This window comes from Legionella jordanis (genome assembly GCF_900637635.1).
Lineage (GTDB): Bacteria > Pseudomonadota > Gammaproteobacteria > Legionellales > Legionellaceae > Tatlockia > Tatlockia jordanis.
Window position 1 is genome coordinate 1,162,172 of sequence record NZ_LR134383.1, and the last position, 20,406, is coordinate 1,182,577.

Consider the following 20,406-nt stretch of genomic DNA (forward strand, 5'->3'; position numbering starts at 1 on the left):
AAGAGTATTTGCAAATTGCCTTGGCTCATGCAGAGCCAAGCGGTTCTTTCATATGGGCAATCAGATGATCCTTTTCTTCCCAGCTGCGATTTAACCAATTTCTGAATTCTTCTTGCGTGTCCTGATTTTCTAATAGGGAATTTCCTATAAATTGCTTGGGAATGGGCAACTGTCTTATATGCACTTTAATGACATCCATTCTGCGACACAAAAAATCCCAAAGGGAGTGATTTGCATTTGAATAGATGATGGTGACATCAAGAATGCTGTTGAATTGTTGCCCCATAGCGCCGATGACAAAGCTAATCCCACCCGCTTTGGGCTTTAACAGAAAGCTGTAGGGGGATTGTTGTTGATGCTTTTTATGCGCACTAAAACGTGTGCCTTCGATGAAGCTCATGACTGTCGCAGGCGTTTGTCTAAATAACTCAATGGCTTTTTTAGTGGCCAATAGATCCTTTCCCTTTTTGTGTGGCTTTTTTGCTAGATAGTCTTTGGAGTAGCGTTTCATAAAAGGACAACCCATAGCCCACCAGGCAAAACCCAAAAGAGGGACCCATTTTAATTGATCTTTGATGAAAAACTTCAAAACTGGAATTTTTCGGTTAAATAGACGTTGTAAAACAACAATATCTAACCAACTTTGATGATTGGCGATGATTAAATACCAGTTTTGTCTGCTCAAATTCTCAAGCCCTTTGACCTCCCAACGAGTCCTCTGGGTGCGATTGATGTAGGCATTGTTTGCCGAGTTCCAGCAGCTGGCGACCACATCAACCATTCTGGTGCAGAATAATCTCCAACGCTGATTCGGGAAAAGTTTCATAATCCCAAGCAGGAGAATGGGTACAAACCCGAGAAAAGTTGAAAATACAAGTACACAAATAGCCAGAATACCGTGATGCTGGCCTCCTTTGCGTTTCAGTTTCTTGAATGTTTCCATAGCAGCAAGTTGAAATCTAACAAATTGTTTGAGCTTATACTCCAAACAGGGATAATTTAGCAAGCGCTCAAGGCATTTTGCAAATCTGCAATTAAATCCTCGATGTGTTCAATCCCCACGGATAATCGGACAAAACCATCCTCAATGCCTAGAGTTTTTCTGGTCTCTGGGGGTATGGAGGCGTGTGTCATAATTGCTGGATGTTCAATGAGACTTTCCACCCCTCCCAAGCTTTCGGCAAGGGTAAATAATTCACAGCGTGATAAGAATCGTTTTGCGGTTTCCAAATCACCCTTAATCACCATGGAAATCATGCCGCCAAAGGCATTCATTTGTTCTCTGGCTAAGTTATATTGGGGATGGCTTGGCAATCCCGGATAGATGACATGGGAAACTTTAGGATGTTTTTCCAGCCAGCTTGCCAGTTCCTGAGCATTTTCACAGTGCCTCTCCATTCTTAAAGACAAGGTTTTTAAACTTCTTAGTACAAGGAAACTATCAAATGGTCCCGCGACTGCACCACAAGAATTTTGCAAAAAACCGAGCTGGTCACCCAAATCAGGGTTGTCCCCGACCACAACAATGCCGCCAATCACGTCAGAATGGCCATTTAAATATTTTGTTGCTGAGTGCAAAACGGCATCAAAGCCAAGCTCCAAAGGGCGCTGAATCCAGGGGGTGGCAAAGGTATTGTCGGCAACTGAAAGAATTTTATGGCGTTTGGCAAGAGCTGCGATTTCTCGCAGATTGGCCAATTTCAGCATGGGGTTTGAAGGGGTTTCTACCCAAATCATACGCGTTTCAGAACGGATCGCTTGTTCGATGTTGTTGATGTCCGTCATATCCACGAATGAAAAAGATAATTTGGATGTGCGGGTTTTAACCTTGTCAAATAAACGAAAAGTCCCGCCGTATAGATCATCACTGGCAATGATGTGAGCACCGCTGTCTAATAAATCAACAACTGTATTAATGGCTGCCATTCCAGAAGCAAATGCAAATCCGCGTTGTCCTGATTCGAGACTTGCCAGGCAATCTTCGTAAGCTTTTCTTGTTGGGTTTTGAGTTCGGGAATATTCATAGCCTTGATGTACTCCCGGGGCAATTTGATAATAAGTTGAGGTAGCATAAATGGGAGTCATGACGGCACCAGTGCTGGGATCAGGTTCTTGTCCTGCATGAATGGCACGCGTATCAAAGTGATTTTTATCCATTGCTATTCCTTGTTCGTTCAGCCGGCAAAATATACGAGAGCAGTATATACTAATTTAGTGAATGCTTATTAATTTTAATCATGTTTTTCTAAATATGACGCTATAAGTTGAGTTACTCTAGTGAGGGATGAATGCCAAGGCAAGATCTAAATTACGAAAAAGTTGCCTCTGCAGCAGAGTCTGTAAAACAGCAGGGGAAGGAACCCTCTCTAACCAATATTTGCGAAGAGCTAGGGATTCTGTCTCTTACCCCAGAGTTGTCTTCGCTTCTTGAGAAATGGTATAGCAGCCAGCCGGAATTCCAACGTTCCATCAAAGCTCCCCTATCTGAAAACATTCAAATAGAAACGAGCGAAATTCTGGAAAAAAACATCGAACTTGAGAAATCACTTTCTCTTTTGCGCGCAACTTTGGAATCGACAGCCGATGGTATTATGATGGTCAATGGCAAAGGTCAGGTGGTGGATTGGAATCAAAAATTCGTTGAAATGTGGCGGATTCCATCTTATATGCTTGAATCAGGGACCGAAAGCATTGGTTTTGAGTATATTCTGGATCAGCTCAGCAACCCTGCAGCAGTTATTGCTGATGTGCAATATCTCTATGAGAATCCTGAATGGGAAGGTGAACTGCTTCTGTTGCATTTTAAAGACGGGCGAATTTTTGAACGTTATACAAAACCTCAGCGGGTTGGATCGGAAATTGTAGGGCGAGTCTACAGCTTTCGCGATGTAACGCAAAAAATGATGTCTGATGATGAACTTCGTATCCGGGAACGAGCCATTGAAGCGAGTACCCATGCTGTGGTAATCATTGATATCACCCGGGTTAATCAACCCATTATTTATGTGAATAAAGCATTTGAGCGAATCACAGGCTATACCGAAAAACAAGCCCTCGGACAAAATCTTTCTCAAATTACTGGCAGTAAAATTGATCAGGTCAATCAAAAACGCCTCGATTTAGCCATTCGCGAAGAGCGCGAAGAAACAGTTGAACTTGAATGTTATCGCCGTAATGGCGAATTGTATTGGTCTGAATTGAGCGTTGCCCCTGTGCGGGATTCTTTTGGCAAAAACAGGCATTTTGTCTGCATTATCAATGACATCACGCAACGGCGCGAAATGGAAAAACAACTGGTCAGACAAGCAACCCATGACTCGCTCACAGAGCTTCCGAATCGGGTTCTATTGATGGACAGGGTTGAACAAGCCATTTTGCAAGCCAAGAAAAAGAAATGCATTTTGGCCTTTCTGTTTTTGGATTTGGACCGGTTTAAAATGACCAATGATACCTTAGGGCATAGTATTGGAGATAAGCTTCTCCAAGCTGTATCCAATCGTTTGCTGATTGCCACCAATGATTTTGATACCGTCGCCCGATTGGGAGGCGATGAGTTCGTGGTTTTACTGCCCGAACTCCATAGTGAAGTCCAAGCCGAACAAATGGCGCAAGAAATCCTGCATTTACTTGAAAAACCTTTCCAGATAGACCAACACAGTTTAAAAATTACCGGAAGTATCGGGATTAGCTATTATCCCAAGGATGGGAAAGATTATGAATCATTAATGAAAGCGGCCGATTTATCAATGTATCACGCCAAAGACAGCGGCCGAAACAGCTATCGCGTTTATGAGCCTGAAATGAATAGGCGCGTTATTAACCACATGCAGTTGGATAATGCCTTGCGCGATGCCATGAAAAAGAATGAACTGTATTTGGTTTATCAACCTTTAATTGATTTAAAAAAACAGGAAATTGTTGGTTTTGAAGCTTTGTTGCGCTGGAAAAGTCATTTGTTGGGGCAGGTTTCCCCCGCTGAATTCATCGGTATGGCTGAGGAAAACGGCTTAATTATTGATATTGGTAGATGGGTTCTGGAGCAAGCTTGTACTCAAACTTTAAAATGGCATCAGCAAGGCTATAAAGACTTAAGCATTGCGGTAAATATTTCAGGCCGTCAATTCCGGCAAAGCCGCTTGCCCGATGTCATCAGTGATGTACTAAAACAAACAGGTTTGGCCCCCAAATACCTTGAGCTTGAATTAACAGAAAGTTTATTGGTCGATGACATTGAGCATGCAGTCGAAACCATGTATCAGTTAAAGGATATGGGAATGAAACTGGTTATTGATGATTTTGGCACAGGCTATTCCAGTTTGTCTTATCTGAAGCAATTTCCAGTCGATAAATTGAAAATTGATCGCTCATTCATCACCGAGCTGGTCAATCGCGACAATGATGCAGCCATAGCCAGGGCGATTATCAATTTGGGTCACAGCCTCAATCTTGAGGTTCTTGCAGAGGGTGTGGAAACGGAGTTGCAGAAGGATTTCATAGTAAATCATGGTTGTGACTATGCTCAAGGTTATTACTTTAAAAAACCAGGTACCCCGGAAGCTTTGGAGGATTTTTTAAAGCATTATCCCCACTGTTAATCGCGGTTAAAGGTCTCGCCAAAAGAAATTTCCCCCTTTTTTAACTCATCTTACTTTCAAGAATACGAAAACGAAATTGTCCTCTAAATAGAGTAGGTATGATTATTGCTGGGGAATTTTATAACCATGCTTCAACACTTTTGAAGTTTCATAATAAAAATTTGGAGTAATTATGGCCCATAGAAATGAAATAAACATTTCCCGGCAGCAAAAATTGGAAATTGAGAGGTAAGTAAGATCTCTTAACTTGACCGAGATAATGGTAAAAACAAGGAACGTTGTGCCACGCTGGCTGCAATAAGCAAGTACTTACAGCAACAGGATTTGGAGAATGGAATGAAGGCAATCACCATTATTGGCTCTGGCTTAGCCGGGACACTGTTGTCTATTTATTTGGCCAGGCGAGGCTATGAGGTAGATGTGTTTGAATCAAGACCTGACATAAGAGTAGAAAAAATTGACCGAGGACGTTCGATTAACCTGGCATTGTCATGCCGTGGGTTAACCAGCCTCACGAAGGCCGGTTTATTAGACCAGGTTAAGCAAATTATGGTGCCCATGCGGGCAAGGGCCATCCACCAGTCCGATGGCAAAATTAAATTTCAGGCTTTTGGCCGTCATCCTGATGAATACATCAATGCGATACATCGCAGCGAACTCAATATCCTGTTGCTTGATGCCGCTGAAAAAGAAGAGCGCCTGCATGTGCATTTCGAAACGAAATTATTGAATGTCGATTTCGCAAACAAGGTTTTGTATTTTGAAAACAAAACAGGACAGATTTTGAATAAATCCTATGAAGTACTAATCGGAGCGGATGGAGCAGGCTCCCAGGTTAGAGAGGAATTAAAACGGTTTAATACGGTTAAAGCTTCCCGCGATTTCCTGGCGCACGGATATAAAGAATTAACCATATCCAGGCCCTTCTCCAATGAGTATATTGCAGAGCATCTGCACCTGTGGCCTCGTGAGGCTTTCATGCTTCTCGGAAATCCCAATCATGATCGCTCAATTACAGGTACTTTATTCCTTGCAAATGAGGGCCCAAACAGTTTTGCCGAACTAAGGGATGAACATTCTGTAAATGATTTTTTTCAAAGGGAATTTCCGGATGCTTACCAAACCATGCCGAATTTATCCTGGGAATTTTTTAACCACCCAACGGGGAATCTCAGCACCGTGAAATGTTCTCCCTGGTATTTAGAGGATCAATGTTTACTCCTAGGGGATGCTGCTCATGCAATTGTTCCCTTTTTTGGACAGGGGATGAATAGTGCTTTTGAGGATTGCCGTATTCTGGATGAACTTTTGGATCAACACGAGGACAATTGGAAGCAGGTCATGCCGGCGTTTTATAAATCTCGGAAGGTAAATACGGATGCTGTAGCGGCAATGTCCATGGACAATTATCATGAAATTCAAATTGATATACGCGATGAAAAATTTAACCTGAAAAAGCAGCTCGAACAGGAATTAATGCATCGTTATCCCAAGGAGTATGTTTCCAAGCATGTCTTGGTGATGTTCAGCAATACGCCCTATGCCAAAGCAAGGGCTTATGGGGAGATTCAACAGGAGCTGTTAAATTCCATTTGTAAACAAGTGAGGTGTATCGAAGAGGTAGATTGGAAGGAAGTAGATAATTTAATTAAAGAATACGACAAAAATTTGGCGAATTTAAGCTTAAAGGATGAAAGTCCTTCAACTTAAACGATTAATTTGGCCAAAATTTTGTCACTCTCACACGAATCGGGGACATTTTTTTGTCGCTTTCCGAGGATTAGGCCTGCCCGACAGAAAATTTGCGGCATATTAAGGCAAAAAATAAGTCAAAATGCATAAAATTCTGGCACGACTAGTGCAATACCTTATTTGAACATTACAAATTTATGCCTTGGGAGGCAATACTATGAAAACGATACAGTCTTATATTGATTCTAAACAGCAAGAATTTATGAATCATCCTTTCTTTAACATCTTGAATCAGTTAAATAGTTTAGAGGAAATAAGCTATTTCGTTCCTGAATTAACTTTCTGGGCAATGACTTTTCAAGATATTTTGCGTATTAATGAAGAGCGAGTTAAAGATCCTTATCTTAAAAAAGTAGCTCGTCACCACCGCCTTGAAGATGCTGGACATGAAAAATGGTTTTTGCATGATAAAAAATACATGGGCAAATTTTCAGATAATTCTTCTTGCATTAAAGAAGACGTGGCTTGGCTATACAGCAAAGAATCACAATTAACAAGGGATGCTGCTTATGCCATCGTGTCTGAAATTTATAAAGCTGACGATGAAATATTAAATATTGTATTGCTCTTGACTCTCGAATCTTCAGGCCATGTGTTCTTTGAGAAGGTGGCTAAACAAGTCAGGAAAACCGGTGAAGATAAAAATCTTCAGTATTTCTCCAGCTCGCATCTGGAAGTGGAAATGGCTCACGCCATTTTTGAAGCAGAAATGGAGCGTAAATTATCTGAATGGCCAGTGCCTGTAAATGTCCGTCGGGAAGCACTTAAACTGGTCGACCGTTGCTACGATGCTTTTAACAAGATGTTTGATGGATTAATTCTTGCATGCAACAAACGATTGCAATTGGCTAAAGAGAAGGAAAATGCAGCAAACGCTCTGGAATACGCATCAGATAAAGTGCTGTGAAAAAGAGATTGGTCAGGAATTGCTCAAGGATGAGCATTCGCTGATCTCATTCCAGCAAGATTTTGGCAGGCTGACGAAAGCGCAGCCTGCCGCTGTTTTTATTCCCAATAATTTGCTCCCTCTTGAACAACTGGTGCAATATGCCAATCAATTTTCATTGCCGATTAACATTCGTGGGAATGGTTTAAGCCAAAGTGGTCAATCTCTGGCGGTAGACGGCGGGGTGACGGTGCATTTGAAGAATTTTCGAAATGTTTATTCCCATGCGCAGGACAGCATTTGGGTTGATGGTAATGCCAGTTGGGCAAGCCTATTAGAAACAAGCCTTACACATTCACAAATCCCCTATGTTTTACCCTACAACTGCAACTTATCGGTTGCAGGAGTATTGTCAGTTGGCGGAGTTGGGGCCTCTTCTTTCCGGTTCGGCACAGTTAGTTCCTATGTCAAAGCCCTTGAAGTGTTGACCGCTAATGGAAAAAGGCAAATTGTGGATGCGCAATCGGAGTTGTTCCAGGCTTGTTTATCAGGTCAGGGCCGTTTTGGGATCATAACTAAGGCCTGTATTCAGCTGAGGAGCTGTGCAAGGAAAGTAAGAACTTTTTTTCTGGTTTACTCTGATAAAGAGCAATGGTTGAATGATGTTGAAGAGGCAAGACGTGAGGCAGATTATCTTGAAACGTTTTGTAGCCCTTCTGTTCAGGGCTCCAAACTAAAAGAGGGCAAACGTCAACCTTTTGCTCAATGGTTGTATGCTCTTCATATTGCTAAAGAGTTTGATTACACACCACCTGCCATTGAGGATTTTAGCCCTTTGCTTAAACCCTTAAACATTCTTCATGTGCAAGATGAGAATATTGAATCTTATTTGCACCGCCACGACTCTCGCTTCGAGATGATGCGTTTGCTTGGGCAGTGGGAAATGATTCATCCTTGGTATGAATGCTTTATTCCGCGAAAACTTTTGGCTCAGCATCTTGAAAGTTTACTCACTAAGCTGCCGCTTCACTATGTACCTGTTTTGCAAATTGTACCGATGGCCCCTAAGGCCCCTACAGGCTTTTTTATGATGCCTGAAGATGATACTGATGTGTATGCCATCATGATCTTGCATCCGGGCGTCCATCCAAAGTTGCTTGACAGCTCTGTGGAGAGCATTCAATTTATGGATGATTTATTTTTGCAGCAGGGAGGAAAGCGCTACCTATCGGGTTATTTGGGTCCAATAGTGAAGGAACAATATTGGCAGAAACATTTTGGGCCTCGTTACAAGGATTGGATGGGCCTTAAGAAACAATTCGACCCGAAGAATGTTTTTCGTTCGCAACTGCATCGAAGGTGACAGCTATAGTATTCAAACGACTTGTTATTTATTGGGTTTAAATTTCATTAGAAGAAACAAACTACCCGTTTCATAGGCTTCTTCGAAAAGGAAACCACATTTTCCTACGAAATCCTGCCATTCTTTAAGAGAACGTTGCCTTCCTCCCAGCAATACCATCATCACAATATCCATTGTTTTATTCGGATGAGGGTCCTCCAATTCAGGTAAGACTTGCTCGGCAATAAACAATGAAGCAGACGCAGGCATTTTATCATAGCAATTTTTTAAGATGTGCTGCATCAATTCATCATTGAAGTCATGTAGCACTCCTTTAAACAGATAAGCATCCGCTTTGGGGATTCCCTTTAAAAAATCACCCGCTAAAAGCTGTATTTGAGGAGGGAAATTTTTAGGATTAAGTTGTCCGATAACTGCTTCGGTATCAAATAAAATCAATTTAAGGGAAGGATAAAGTGCCGCCAATTCCTTGGTCAAGCCTCCTCGGCCACCACCCATGTCAACTAAATTTTTGTGTTTTGAAAAATCAAAAGCCTTGGCAATGGCTGCATCGTCGAAAGTGGATAGTTTTGCCATACCGCGGTCAAAATTATGTTGTTTTTTCGGATGCTTGGCTAAATAACTGAAAAAATCATCACCATTCTCGTGCTCAAAAGGGGTAATCCCCGTTTTTAACCCCACATCCATGCAAGAAAAAGCTTTCCACCAACTGTCATCCACCATGAGGAGTACCTCTCGCATGGAATCAGGATGATCATCACGCAGCAACAATGACAAGTCCGTCAGGGCATAGCGATCGCCTTCTCGTTTGAACACATGATAAGCACTTAAAAATTTTAGCAGGCGCTCGAGTAAAGGTGCTTTTGTCCCTGTTTTTTCAGCCAACACATGAATTTCTGTCGGCTCAGTAGACATGTAGTTGGCAATACCAAGTTGTGCTATGGTATGCAAGGCTCGTGAAACAACGTACCAGCGTGACATAATGGCCAATTGCAGTTGCGGATTATCAGAGTTTGTGAGCATGTGCATTCCTTTGGTAATGGCAATGAACAAACCTATACTTGCAATATTCTTTTAATATCTGTGATGATAGATTGCAAGTTAAGTACATCATCAGGCCAAGAGTATTATTCTTGAAAATACAGGCAAAAATCATGCAAAGTAATTGTTTAAGATGAAAGATAGGAAATTTTTTTTAGACTACCAAAATCCTAAATTAGTTCTAGCTGTAATCATTTTTTTTATTACCGCTCTGTTATTTCTGTGGGAAATTGTTGGCTATTTTTCAGCCAAACAGGAACTGGTTTTGCCTAAGGAAATCATAAGGGCAAACAGTAAGGAAAACATACAAATTAACTCTCCTGTTTTTAGAACTGCCTTATTCGGGGATTATGTACCCGTGAACCTATCCGACAACGAAATCAAACAATCTATGCTGGATGCTGAAGTGGTTGGAGTTCTCTTTTCTAGTCAAGCGGAGAATTCCCAAGTTATAATCCGGGCAGGAGGCGGGCCGGAAAAAATTTATTCCATTGGAGATTCTCTTCCAGGTGGAGCGGTCATCAAACGAATTTCGCAAAATGGGGTAGTTGTATTGCATAATGGAGCACTCGAGAGTTTAAGTTTACCCAAAAATGAGTTAATTTTTGACGCTCCTGCAAAGCCGCTTGTAGAGGAATAATTAATGCGTTCACCACTGATTGCCATTTTGATCATTATTTTAAGCCTTGCCCAATTCGCTTGTGCTAATCGTAGCAATCTGGTGGAAGGCATCCGAAGTTTCCGTGCAGAAGACTATCGGAAAGCATTTGTACGCTTAAAACCTGAAGCCATAAAGGGACAAGCTGACGCGCAATATGCCGTAGGTTATATGTATTACTACGGTCAGGGCGTAGTTGAAAGTCGAAAAAAAGCTTGGTATTGGATAAACAAAGCCGCACAAGCAGGTCAGTCCGAAGCGGTTGCCGCCATTGCGATCCTAAAGCAACAGCCTGAAAACATTATGCCTTAGTTACAAATCTTTTAAGACGGTCACTAAGAGATCAACAGAATGAGCCAACGCCAGTTGTTCACTCTCATTTAATGTTTTTAAATTTTCATTCAGACGATTGTGCAGCAGGTAGGGCGATGCTGAAACAAACTCCTTTCCCTTGTCCGTTATATCAATGAAGATTACTCGACGATCTTTTTCGTCCCGCACCCGTGTTACCAGATGTTTTTCTTCTAACCGGTCAATGACTCCCACCAAAGTACTCATGGACAGGTAAATTGTTTTCGATAAAGCCGAAATGGTCATTGTGCCGTGTTCATAAATTTCATACAAACAAATAATTTGTGGCACAGTTAAGCCATAACATTTGTTAAGCCGCCTGGAGTGATAATCCATTTGCTGCATGATTTTTCGCAGCCCAAAAATGATTTGTTTTGAACGGGAAGAGTCCACATTGTGTGGTTTATTACTCGGTTTCACTGGTATCGATAAAGGATTATTCATGGCAGTCTTGGCAATTGAGGGTTGAAATGATGATCTCTTAGAGGTAGTATCAAAATTACTTTGTACACAAAACATTTCAACCGATACGAACATTGAAGCTATATTCTAACGAACTCCTTCACTTTCCAATAGCCGGGCAACAATAAATTTGACCACAAGGCTAAAACCCAAAATAAGAAAAAGGGGGGTATATGCGAAAGGATTTTAAAAATTCCTTAACGAACATTAATGATGCGGTGAACACCTGCACGTTGGCTCCTGAAGAGCCAGAGATTCAATTTTTAAGTCAAGGCTTTTTAACCTTGGGCGTGGAAATTGAACTGCAGCTTATCGATGCTTTGGATTACAACCTTTGTTCTCGAGCTCAAGAAGTACTGGATGCAACCAGCCATTTGAAAAAAGTTAAACCCGAGTTTTATTTGAGTACCATTGAAGTCAATACGGATAAATGTCATGGCGTTCAAGAAGTTGAGGAAGATTTATATCTCACACTTTCTGAACTGCAATTAGCAACCAAGGGCTTGGGTGTTTTGTTTGCCGGTACGGGTTCTCATCCCTTTTCGACCTATGCAGATTGGAAAATTTCTCCCTCCGAGCGTTACCAGGACTTGTTGGACCGCAATCAGTGGCTAACAAGGCGAATGAGCGTTTTTGGCCTGCATGTGCATTTGGGCATGACTAGTGGTGAGGATTGCATTCGTTATAATAATTTCTTAATGCATTTCTTGCCCCATCTTTTAGCCCTCTCCTCAAGCTCCCCCTTTTGGCAAGGCATTGATACGGGTTTAGCTTCATGTCGGCCCACTACTTATGAATCTCTTCCTACCGCCGGTCAGCCTTATGCGGTCAAGTCCTGGCAAGATTTTGAGCATTTATACAAAACTTTGAAACACTGTGGCTCGATTCGCACCCTAAAAGATCTATGGTGGGACCTAAGACCTAGTCCTGGCTTTGGCACCTTGGAAATTAGAGTTTGCGATGGCACCGCCACTCTTGCAGAAACAGTGGCATTAGTGGCTTTTATCCATACTCTTGCCCACTGGTTCGCCGATAATGGCAGTTGGCTTGAATCAGTATCTTACCCTCCTTATTGGCTTTCCCGAGAAAATAAATGGAGGGCAATTCGGCATGGTTTGGACGCTCAGTTGGTCACGAATACTGAAGGAAAAACCAAAGCAATGCGCGAAGACATTGATGAATGGCTCGAAAAATTAAAACCTTATGTTCGAAAACTGAAATACGAGTCTTATTTTGACGTACTCAGGACAATAATGAACTCGGGAACAAGCTCTGAACGGCAAAGAAGAGTATTTCAGAATCGTGCTTGCCTCAAAGATGTTGTCAAGCACAACGTCAGTGAATTTTTGTTGCAAGTGCCTTTGTACAGGAAGGAAAATATATTGTCCTAGCAGGTTGGACAAGTTGGAATAGTGGTCCAACTTGTCCAGAGCTTCGTGTTTCTTGGGCGTTAGTAGTAGCTAAATTCTTTTTCAGCTTCAAAAATGCTTTGATCCTTTTGCCCTCCGTCAAGGCTAAAAAATCCATGCGGGGAGTAACTTTTTGAGCTTAACTTAGTCCACTCTTGAAATTCTTTATCTGAAACAAAAGGACCTGGATGCTCATCTTTAGGATTTGAAATTTCCTGAATCGCAGTTTTTGTGAAGAGTATTCTCTGCTTGATTTCCTGCAGTTGGGGCAACAATTCAAAAACCAGACGTATAATCATTGGTGCAGTTTGTTGTTGTCGATAACCACTTTGAGTCCAAACCTCATTATTATTATCAAATAACGGATCGCCATGCTCCAAATAATTACGAAATGCCCGCAAAGCTGGATAATTATTGTTTATGAATTCACAAGCCTTGAAGTGTTTGTATCCCCTAAGCGTCTCTAGATGTTGCAGGAGCTGTCCAGCATTGTACTCAATAGCATCATTCAGCTCATGAAAATCATCGAGCAGCTTATAAAGAGCTGGGCGATGCAGTTTTTTAGAGTGATTATCCCAGTCCTGAACCGTTGTAAATGCCAAGGAGGGATTGAGGTAGGCTACATCGATTAAAAATTCCCGGATATTTTCAAGCGCTTCAATGGCTAAATCCAGACGTTTAGAGGGGTTAAGCATATGTTGGGCTTGTGGAGCAACTTCTAAACGGTCGGCAAATGCTCTTAAGCTGTCGAGACCCTTAAATTTTGCTCTCCGCTCCTGTTCTCTTCTTTGACTTGCTAACTGTTCTTCCTCACGCTTACGCTGTCTTTCTGACTCGCTGGTAGCAGGCTTACTCGTGGCTTTAGTTAGAATTTCACTTAGATGTTTGTAGTATTCACCCATGCTTTTCTTAGGAAAGCATTGCAGAATAGAACCAATTTGTTGCTTATTAGCTCTAAAAGCACCACTGAAAATGCCCTTGCACTGTTCGAAAACGGATTCCGGGGCTTTATAAGTTTTCAATGCATCAAGAAACTCATTCTCTTCTTGGTCGTTGACTCTGCGCTCGACGGTTGAGCTGGCTTTCTGTTCCTCTGGAGCAGGTTCTTTGACACTGCACTCCAGATTAAAAAGATTGGCCCAGTAGGTTTTAGGATCGAATTGATAAGCACCAAGTTTTTGCTCCCTCAACACAAGCAAATTTATTAATCTTTGCCAGAAATAGGCAAATTCATCGCCAAAGATTTGCTTAAGGGCCTCCTCGTTTTGAAGAAATTGCTCAATTTTGTAGTGATAGTCTTTTTCATCTTGATGGGTAATGGCGTCACGGATAACTATGAATGTCCGCCAATCGACTGTAGGGTCCAAATCAATCAGAAATTTAGAAAAATTTTTCCCGGTAATTAATTCCCCGAGTGATTGCAAAAGGCGAAGGGCAGCGTGACGTCCCATTTTCGAAGATAAATCAAATCTTTTTTCGAAGCGGTGTGGCCGCTTAATTTTGCCTTCCAGAAGAACTGAGCTTGGCAGTGCTGAGGTTTTTGACATCTTAATATGTTCGGAAAAACTGGCCAAGTTAATTAATTTAATTAAATTGTGCACATCGTTCGAATAACCCACAAGGCATTTTGACGCAGCTAAGGTTATTGGAGGGACATCAATGTTTTGATCTGACTTCATCAAACTCATTGCTATTTTATGAAAAAAAGCTTTTAAAGCAGGTAGGTCTTTTTCGATAATGTCCGTCACGGCCTCTTCAATGATTGGTTGCAAGTCGCCAATTTCATTCAAAAACTGTCTACTGCTGCTCACTAAACGGAGTTTTTGTTCACGGTCTTCTGACTCTATGAGATCATCAAAATCCAATACAGGGATGGTTGTCACTTTGAATTCAGCCGGTTCGATAATTATTCCACCCAGTTGGTCAAAAGTAATCCAGGTAAATGGGGCAGGAGAGAAAAATTTGCTGTATTTTATCCTCAGCGTACTTGATAAATTCTGAATGGTTAAACACAATTTTTCCAGCAAGAGACGATTTTTCGTCATTTGTTCATTGCTGATAGTGGCCAACTGCAGAGGGGAGGGATTTTTAGGCAGACCACCTTGCAATCTGGTTTCTGGCTTTTGAAATTCCATTAAAAATTGAATGACATTAAGAATGTAAATAACACGAGTTAAGTCAAATTGCGCATTTTCCTCATCATTTGGGTAAGTTTCTCTATCCGGTAAACTCCTTTTATCAGCAAAATCGTTCAAAAGAATGTTGTACCTTGTTAGGAATTTTTCGTGGTAAAGCTTCTGAATTGACTTACTCGCTGAGGTAAAATTGCTGCTCATTAAGGTGGTGGCAGTTTTATCTTCTGCACCTGCTGAGAGAAGGTCTATATACAAATCAAGATTTTCATTCACTGTGGCAAAAAGAAGTGCAGAAAATCCATCCTTTGTCGCATTTACATTAATTTTTAAATCATCATGATGAGAAATAAGCAACTTGATTAATCTTAAGGTGTCTTGATCCTGTGGTTTACATTGTTGGCAAGCATGAAGAAACGCAGCATTCGACTTACCTTTCTTAAGTAGCTCAAGAACTTCCTTTCCTGTCGTTATATGATTAGCGGTAATAAATCTTGCGATTTTGTCAATAACCTCATCAATCCGGGGCATACTAATCTTCTCATCTAAATAAAATGGATTGAGTTTAAAGAAGAAAGCTTAAGGGACAATTAAGTGAATTTGAAAAATAAAGTTCATACGGCTTGTTTCAGAGGCGGTTTTTAGGCCACAGTTTTAAACTTTAAGGCTTCTACATCAATGAAGCTGATATTTTTATTTATCATTTTTATTAATTGCTCTTTTTGAAAGAGGGCTAGTAATCGGCTGGTGGTTTCTGCTGTAATCCCTAAAAAATTAGCAATATCTTGTTGCTTCATGGGCAAAGTATAAGGGTAGGGGATATTGCATTGTTTAATGCGATTGGCTAAATGGATGAAAAAACTGCCAAGCCGTTGTGCCGCGGGAATCGAAGCGGAATAATAGTAATTGAAAGACAAGCTTGGAAATTTTTGCGTAACCTCAAGCAGTTTTGCTTGTAAAGTTGCAGAGCTGCAAGTGAAATCAAGCAAATGTTGCAAAGAAAGTTCACAAGTTGTGGTTTCGACCAGGGCGCATACTGCATGCGGGTGCATTTTGTTGGGAATTGCATCAAATCCAATCGGTTCGCCCGGCAAGTAAAAATGAATGATTTGCTCTTTTCCGGTGGCTAAAAATTGCTGTGCTTTGGCGGCGCCTTGCCTGATAATTTTAATATGGTCCAAAGCTGAGTTCGCTTTGACCAACACCTCTCCCGCTTGATAAATCCTGGTTTTATTAAGAGATGAAGAAGGCGGATTCTGGCAGAAAGAGACTAAAGTGCATGCCTGGCATGGGTTATAGCTATGTGAGGAAGGCCAAAGAGTCAAACTACCGCTACCTTAAAAATCAAACTTGATCTGGATCAAGTTATTTTAGCCAAATATAGGTTAATCTTCAATCAATCAATCTTTTCTTTTAGCAATCATGAAAGCGATCGCTCGTGATATCCAAGTAACTTTATTTTTTAAATTGTTATTTTTATTCCTCCTGTGGTGGGTTTGTTTCAGCGGTCCAAAACATAAAATTAGCCCACAGGACCTGTTTCTTGCACGGGGTGGTGTGCATTCACAATTAACAAAAACGAGTACAAGGTGATTCTATGATTCCTGGCAGTGATGTGGTTGATCTTTCTCGCCTACAGTTTGCGCTGACGGCCCTCTATCATTTTTTATTCGTGCCGCTGACGCTGGGACTTTCTTTGCTTCTTGCAATAATGGAAACCATCTACGTCATGACTGGAAAAGAAATATGGCGTCAGCTGGTTAAATATTGGGGATTATTATTTGGGATTAACTTCGTTATGGGGGTGGCCACGGGATTAACCATGGAGTTTCAGTTTGGAACCAACTGGGCGTACTACTCACATTACGTAGGCGATGTTTTTGGAGCCCCTTTGGCCATCGAAGGCTTAATGGCTTTTTTCCTCGAAGCCACTTTCGTTGGTTTGTTTTTCTTTGGTTGGGATCGCCTAACCAGGTTCCAACATATGGTTTGCACTTGGTTGTTGGCCTTGGGCACGAATCTTTCAGCCTTATGGATTTTGATTGCTAACGGTTGGATGCAAAATCCAGTAGGGGCGGAGTTTAATTTTAAGACCATGCGCATGGAAGTGAATCATTTCTTTGACATCTTCTTTAACCCGGTTGCTCAAGCTAAATTCGTGCATACGATTAGTGCGGGTTATGTTACCGGTGCGGTATTTGTATTATCCGTAAGCGCCTATTTTTTATTGCGGGGGCGCAATATCCCTTTCGCCAAACGTTCAATGACAGTTGCTGTTTCCTTTGGGTTGGCATCGGCTCTTTCGGTGGTGGTCCTGGGTGATGAGAGTGGTTATTTGGCAAATAGCAATCAAAAAATGAAAATGGCTGCGATGGAGGCTATGTGGCACACAGAAAAAGCACCAGCCAGTTTGACTTTAATTGGTATACCTGATGAACAGAATCAGAACACCAAATATGCAGTTGAAATTCCTTATGTATTGGGATTAATTGCTACACGCTCTTTAAATGAACCGCTTGAAGGAATTTCTGAACTGATAGAACAAGGGAAGCAACACATTCATGAAGGTATGCGCGCCTATAAGGCTTTAACCCAACTGCAAATTAATCCAGGGGATGAGCAAGCCAAGACGGAGTTTCAAAAGTATGGGAAATCCTTAGGCTATGGTTTGCTGCTAAAAAAATACCGTGAATCCGTTTCCGATGCCAGTGAGGAACAGGTGGATAAAGCTGCTCATGACTTAGCTCCTCATGTAACACCGATGTTCTTTTCATTTCGAATCATGGTGGCGTGTGGGTTCTTTTTTATCTTCCTGTTTGCAATGGGGTTTTATTTATCGATCAAAAGAAAATTGCACAGCACTCGCTGGTATCTAGTCATTGCCTGGTTAGCACTTCCACTTCCCTGGGTAGCTGCCGAACTGGGTTGGGTGGTTGCTGAGTATGGCCGCCAACCTTGGGTGGTTCAGGGAATTTTGCCGACCGCGGTTGCAACTTCCTCTGTAAGCTCATCGCAGCTTATCACCTCACTCATCTTTTTTATAAGTTTTTACAGCACCTTGGCCATTATTGAGCTGTATTTGATGGTGAAATACATTCGCTTAGGTCCTGAACAAGCAAGCCATTAGGAGAAATGAATATGTCTTTGGATTATGAAACACTACGCCTTATTTGGTGGATTTTGCTGGGCTTGTTATTAATTGGATTTGCAATCATGGATGGTTTTGATTTGGGCATTGCAATTTGGCTACCGTTTGTTGCCAGAACCGACATGGAAAAGCGAATATTAATCAATTGCATTGGACCAACCTGGGAAGGCAATCAAGTCTGGTTCATTTTAGGCGGAGGTGCAATTTTTGCCGCATGGCCCATGCTCTATGCGCTTTCTTTCTCTGCATTTTATTTAGCCATGTTGCTGGTGCTCCTGGCTTTTATTTTGCGGCCTGTAGGGTTCAAATACCGTTCTAAATTGAACCATCCGAAATGGCGGCGATCTTGGGATAGCGCCTTATTTATTGGAGGGTTCATTCCCGCTTTGATTTTTGGCGTTGCCATTGGCAATGTGTTGCAAGGTGTGCCTTTTCAATTTGATCCAAGCCTGCGTTCATTCTACAGCGGTACATTTTTAGCGTTACTCAATCCATTTGCACTGCTCTGTGGTGTTTTATCAGTAGCGATGTTGGCTATGCAGGGAGCTTATTTTATCAATATTAAAACGGAAGGGCATTTGCAACAAAGGGCAGTCAAAGCGGGACGTGCTGCGAGTTTATTAACCATATGCCTCTTTGGCATAGGGGGTTTTTGGATTTATAGTGCCGTAGATGGCTACAGTTTACTCTCTATTCCTGCTTATGATGGTCCATCAAATCCATTGTATAAGCAAGTGATACGCGAATCCGGTGCCTGGTTGGGCAATTATCAAAAAATGCCTGCAACCCTGCTCATGCCTGCGATTGGCATAATCTGCTCTTTCTTAGCGATGTTCCTGGACAGAAAACCCTTGCTTGCATTCCTCTCCAGCTCGCTGAGTATTTTTGGGATTATTGCTACGGTTGGGGTGAGCATGTTTCCCTTTATTTTACCCTCATCCAGCAATCCTAATCAGAGTTTAACTGTATGGGATAGTTCATCAAGTGAATTAACTTTATTAATTATGTTAATCGCAACCATTGTCTTTTTACCGCTGGTTATTTTGTACACATCCTGGGTCTACCGTGTTTTGCGGGGAAAGGTTACGGTGAACAGTATTGTCGAAAATGATAAGGTATTTTATTAGGAGAATGAGAGATGTGGTATTTTTCTTGGATATTGGGTACTGGATTGGCATGCACTTTTGCTGTTCTTAATGCTCTTTGGCTTGAAGTGCGAAGCAATGATGCACCCAAAGAGATGAAAGGGGCTGATTAACACAGTCCCTTTCATTTAAAAGAATTATTTAGCCCTTCGCCGTGATCTTGATTCCAGGAAGTAGGTCAGCCCTAATTCAAGTAAATAAGTGAGAAAAGCTCCCCCTTTGCCGTTCCCGGTTTTAGCCAGTTTGCTCTTGCGAACCGCATCTAAAACAAGTTTAAGCAACTTGAACCGGATGTAGCTAATAAAAATTCGATATAACATGTGAAATCCTCGGCTGTTGATTTATGAAGTATAGATGATCTTGGGAATTAAGGTTTTCAAATAAAAAATATTATTAAAGGAAAATTTACCGGAGATAGCAGTTAAGACCTTAACAATGCCTTATCTAAGAGTTGAATCTACTTCATTGCTGCATTAATAATTAAAGAACACATGTAGCAAATGTAAATAAGGACCAGTATCCCTCCGTGCCAACGAGCCATTTTTTGTTTATTACGATAGTTTATCCACAATAACACAAAGGTGGTTATGAACATCACTGGAATATCACGCCATAACAAAGTTGTGCTGATTACAGCGGGATGAATAATGCTAGGAAATATGATCACTGCCAAAAGATTAAACATGTTCGCGCCTAAAATATTACCAATGGCAATGTCATCGGCATCTTTTAGCACAGCAACAACGGAAGTCATTAATTCAGGTAAGCAAGTGCCTATGGAAAGAATGGTTAATCCCATAATCAAATCACTAACTCCTAGCATGTGACCTAAAGTAATCGAGCTATTGACCAGGTAACGGGCACTAATGGGTAATACAATTAAGCCAATAAGCAAATGGATGACGTGTATTTTAAGCGAGCGTTTGGCCAGCACCGCGTGTTGAAAGGCAAGAGTTTGTTGTCGTTGGGGTCGTTGCTGTCTGGTTAAAAAAATAAAATAACCAAGTAATCCAAGGCACATTAATAGCAGCAAGCAACCGTCTAGCACCCCAAGGTATCCGTCTAGCATCAGCGAGTAAGAAAAAAGCATGACCAAAAACAGCAAAGGATACTCACGCCGCAACAGGGTTGACTGCACACGAAGCGGTTTAATCAGTGCGGTCAATCCTAATACCAGACCTATGTTGGCGATGTTAGTACCTATTGCATCGCCTATTGTGATATCCGGTGCTCCCTCGATGGAAGCGGTAATGGCAATCATAATTTCAGGCGCTGAAGTGCCTAGAGCCACTAAAGTAAATCCCACAAGTAATGGAGAAAGACGATAATGAGCCGCAATACCAGAAGCCCCGGTAACCAAATTGTTTGCAGCCCATAATAAGGCAATAAGGCTAACTAGCATCAATAAAATAATCATAACCATTCTCACAAAAATCAAGACCTGATAATACTGGATTTATTGGC

At 41.5% G+C, this 20,406-nt stretch carries 19 protein-coding genes; 11 read left to right on the forward strand and 8 right to left on the reverse strand.

What is annotated here, in order from left to right:
• Positions 1 to 25: 25 nt before the first annotated feature.
• On the reverse strand, positions 26 to 943 hold the full coding sequence (locus EL203_RS05270) for an acyltransferase (RefSeq protein ID WP_058472150.1): 918 nt from the start codon (positions 941 to 943) through the stop codon (positions 26 to 28).
• Positions 944 to 999: 56 nt separating this feature from the next.
• Positions 1,000 to 2,157, reverse strand: coding sequence for a cystathionine gamma-synthase (locus EL203_RS05275; protein ID WP_058470169.1), 1,158 nt, complete (start codon positions 2,155 to 2,157; stop codon positions 1,000 to 1,002).
• Positions 2,158 to 2,288: 131 nt separating this feature from the next.
• On the opposite strand from EL203_RS05275, the gene EL203_RS05280 reads away from it, so the two are divergent.
• The 4 genes from EL203_RS05280 (at position 2,289) to EL203_RS05295 (ending at position 8,596) form a co-directional block, all read left to right on the forward strand.
• Positions 2,289 to 4,595, forward strand: coding sequence for a bifunctional diguanylate cyclase/phosphodiesterase (locus EL203_RS05280; protein ID WP_058470168.1), 2,307 nt, complete (start codon positions 2,289 to 2,291; stop codon positions 4,593 to 4,595).
• Between the two features lie 336 nt (positions 4,596 to 4,931).
• Positions 4,932 to 6,305, forward strand: a complete 1,374-nt coding sequence (locus tag EL203_RS05285) for an FAD-dependent oxidoreductase (RefSeq protein WP_058470167.1) — start codon at positions 4,932 to 4,934, stop codon at positions 6,303 to 6,305.
• 199 nt (positions 6,306 to 6,504) lie between these two features.
• Entirely contained in the window at positions 6,505 to 7,254 is a 750-nt protein-coding gene (locus tag EL203_RS05290; protein WP_058470166.1) for a hypothetical protein, read from the forward strand.
• Positions 7,211 to 8,596 carry an FAD-binding protein gene (locus EL203_RS05295; RefSeq protein ID WP_058470165.1) on the forward strand — a complete coding sequence of 462 codons (1,386 nt, stop codon included), beginning with the start codon at positions 7,211 to 7,213 and terminating at the stop codon, positions 8,594 to 8,596. The genes EL203_RS05290 and EL203_RS05295 overlap by 44 nt, the downstream gene beginning before the upstream one ends.
• Before the next feature lie 24 nt (positions 8,597 to 8,620).
• Here the strand turns inward: EL203_RS05295 and EL203_RS05300 are convergent, their stop codons facing one another.
• The gene (locus tag EL203_RS05300) at positions 8,621 to 9,619 is read right to left on the reverse strand and encodes a methyltransferase (protein WP_058470164.1); all 999 of its coding nucleotides are present in this window, start codon (positions 9,617 to 9,619) and stop codon (positions 8,621 to 8,623) included.
• A gap of 151 nt (positions 9,620 to 9,770) precedes the next feature.
• Between EL203_RS05300 and EL203_RS05305 the strand changes: the two genes are divergently transcribed.
• Both EL203_RS05305 and EL203_RS05310 read left to right on the forward strand, forming a co-directional pair.
• Positions 9,771 to 10,277 carry a type II secretion system protein N gene (locus EL203_RS05305; protein ID WP_058470163.1) on the forward strand — a complete coding sequence of 169 codons (507 nt, stop codon included), beginning with the start codon at positions 9,771 to 9,773 and terminating at the stop codon, positions 10,275 to 10,277.
• A 3-nt stretch (positions 10,278 to 10,280) separates the two neighbouring features.
• Complete coding sequence (locus EL203_RS05310; RefSeq protein ID WP_058470162.1) at positions 10,281 to 10,607, forward strand: SEL1-like repeat protein; 327 nt, start codon at positions 10,281 to 10,283, stop codon at positions 10,605 to 10,607.
• Here the strand turns inward: EL203_RS05310 and EL203_RS05315 are convergent, their stop codons facing one another.
• Complete coding sequence (locus tag EL203_RS05315) at positions 10,608 to 11,090, reverse strand: MarR family winged helix-turn-helix transcriptional regulator (RefSeq protein WP_058472149.1); 483 nt, start codon at positions 11,088 to 11,090, stop codon at positions 10,608 to 10,610. It abuts the gene before it with no gap.
• A gap of 191 nt (positions 11,091 to 11,281) precedes the next feature.
• Between EL203_RS05315 and EL203_RS05320 the strand changes: the two genes are divergently transcribed.
• Positions 11,282 to 12,499 carry a carboxylate-amine ligase gene (locus EL203_RS05320; RefSeq protein WP_058470161.1) on the forward strand — a complete coding sequence of 406 codons (1,218 nt, stop codon included), beginning with the start codon at positions 11,282 to 11,284 and terminating at the stop codon, positions 12,497 to 12,499.
• Positions 12,500 to 12,558: 59 nt separating this feature from the next.
• Here EL203_RS05320 and EL203_RS05325 read toward each other — a convergent pair whose 3' ends face one another.
• Positions 12,559 to 15,180, reverse strand: coding sequence for a hypothetical protein (locus tag EL203_RS05325; protein WP_058470160.1), 2,622 nt, complete (start codon positions 15,178 to 15,180; stop codon positions 12,559 to 12,561).
• A 110-nt stretch (positions 15,181 to 15,290) separates the two neighbouring features.
• Positions 15,291 to 15,974 (reverse strand): Crp/Fnr family transcriptional regulator, encoded by a 684-nt coding sequence (locus tag EL203_RS05330; RefSeq protein WP_082647131.1) that lies wholly within the window; start codon positions 15,972 to 15,974, stop codon positions 15,291 to 15,293.
• A gap of 97 nt (positions 15,975 to 16,071) precedes the next feature.
• Here EL203_RS05330 and cydP point away from each other — a divergent pair, with 97 nt between their 5' ends.
• From cydP to cydX, 4 genes are read left to right on the forward strand one after another with little or no spacing between them, the layout of a single operon-like run.
• Entirely contained in the window at positions 16,072 to 16,242 is a 171-nt protein-coding gene (gene cydP / locus EL203_RS14760; RefSeq protein ID WP_375232613.1) for a cytochrome oxidase putative small subunit CydP, read from the forward strand.
• Positions 16,243 to 16,246: 4 nt separating this feature from the next.
• Complete coding sequence (locus EL203_RS05335; RefSeq protein WP_058470158.1) at positions 16,247 to 17,776, forward strand: cytochrome ubiquinol oxidase subunit I; 1,530 nt, start codon at positions 16,247 to 16,249, stop codon at positions 17,774 to 17,776.
• Between the two features lie 11 nt (positions 17,777 to 17,787).
• Positions 17,788 to 18,924, forward strand: a complete 1,137-nt coding sequence (cydB, locus tag EL203_RS05340) for a cytochrome d ubiquinol oxidase subunit II (protein ID WP_058470157.1) — start codon at positions 17,788 to 17,790, stop codon at positions 18,922 to 18,924.
• Positions 18,925 to 18,935: 11 nt separating this feature from the next.
• Complete coding sequence (cydX, locus tag EL203_RS05345; RefSeq protein WP_064108327.1) at positions 18,936 to 19,055, forward strand: cytochrome bd-I oxidase subunit CydX; 120 nt, start codon at positions 18,936 to 18,938, stop codon at positions 19,053 to 19,055.
• 24 nt (positions 19,056 to 19,079) lie between these two features.
• On the opposite strand, the gene EL203_RS05350 is transcribed toward cydX, so the two are convergent.
• Positions 19,080 to 19,262 carry a hypothetical protein gene (locus EL203_RS05350; protein WP_058470156.1) on the reverse strand — a complete coding sequence of 61 codons (183 nt, stop codon included), beginning with the start codon at positions 19,260 to 19,262 and terminating at the stop codon, positions 19,080 to 19,082.
• Between the two features lie 137 nt (positions 19,263 to 19,399).
• Positions 19,400 to 20,359 carry a calcium/sodium antiporter gene (locus EL203_RS05355; RefSeq protein WP_058470155.1) on the reverse strand — a complete coding sequence of 320 codons (960 nt, stop codon included), beginning with the start codon at positions 20,357 to 20,359 and terminating at the stop codon, positions 19,400 to 19,402.
• Positions 20,360 to 20,406: the final 47 nt, after the last annotated feature.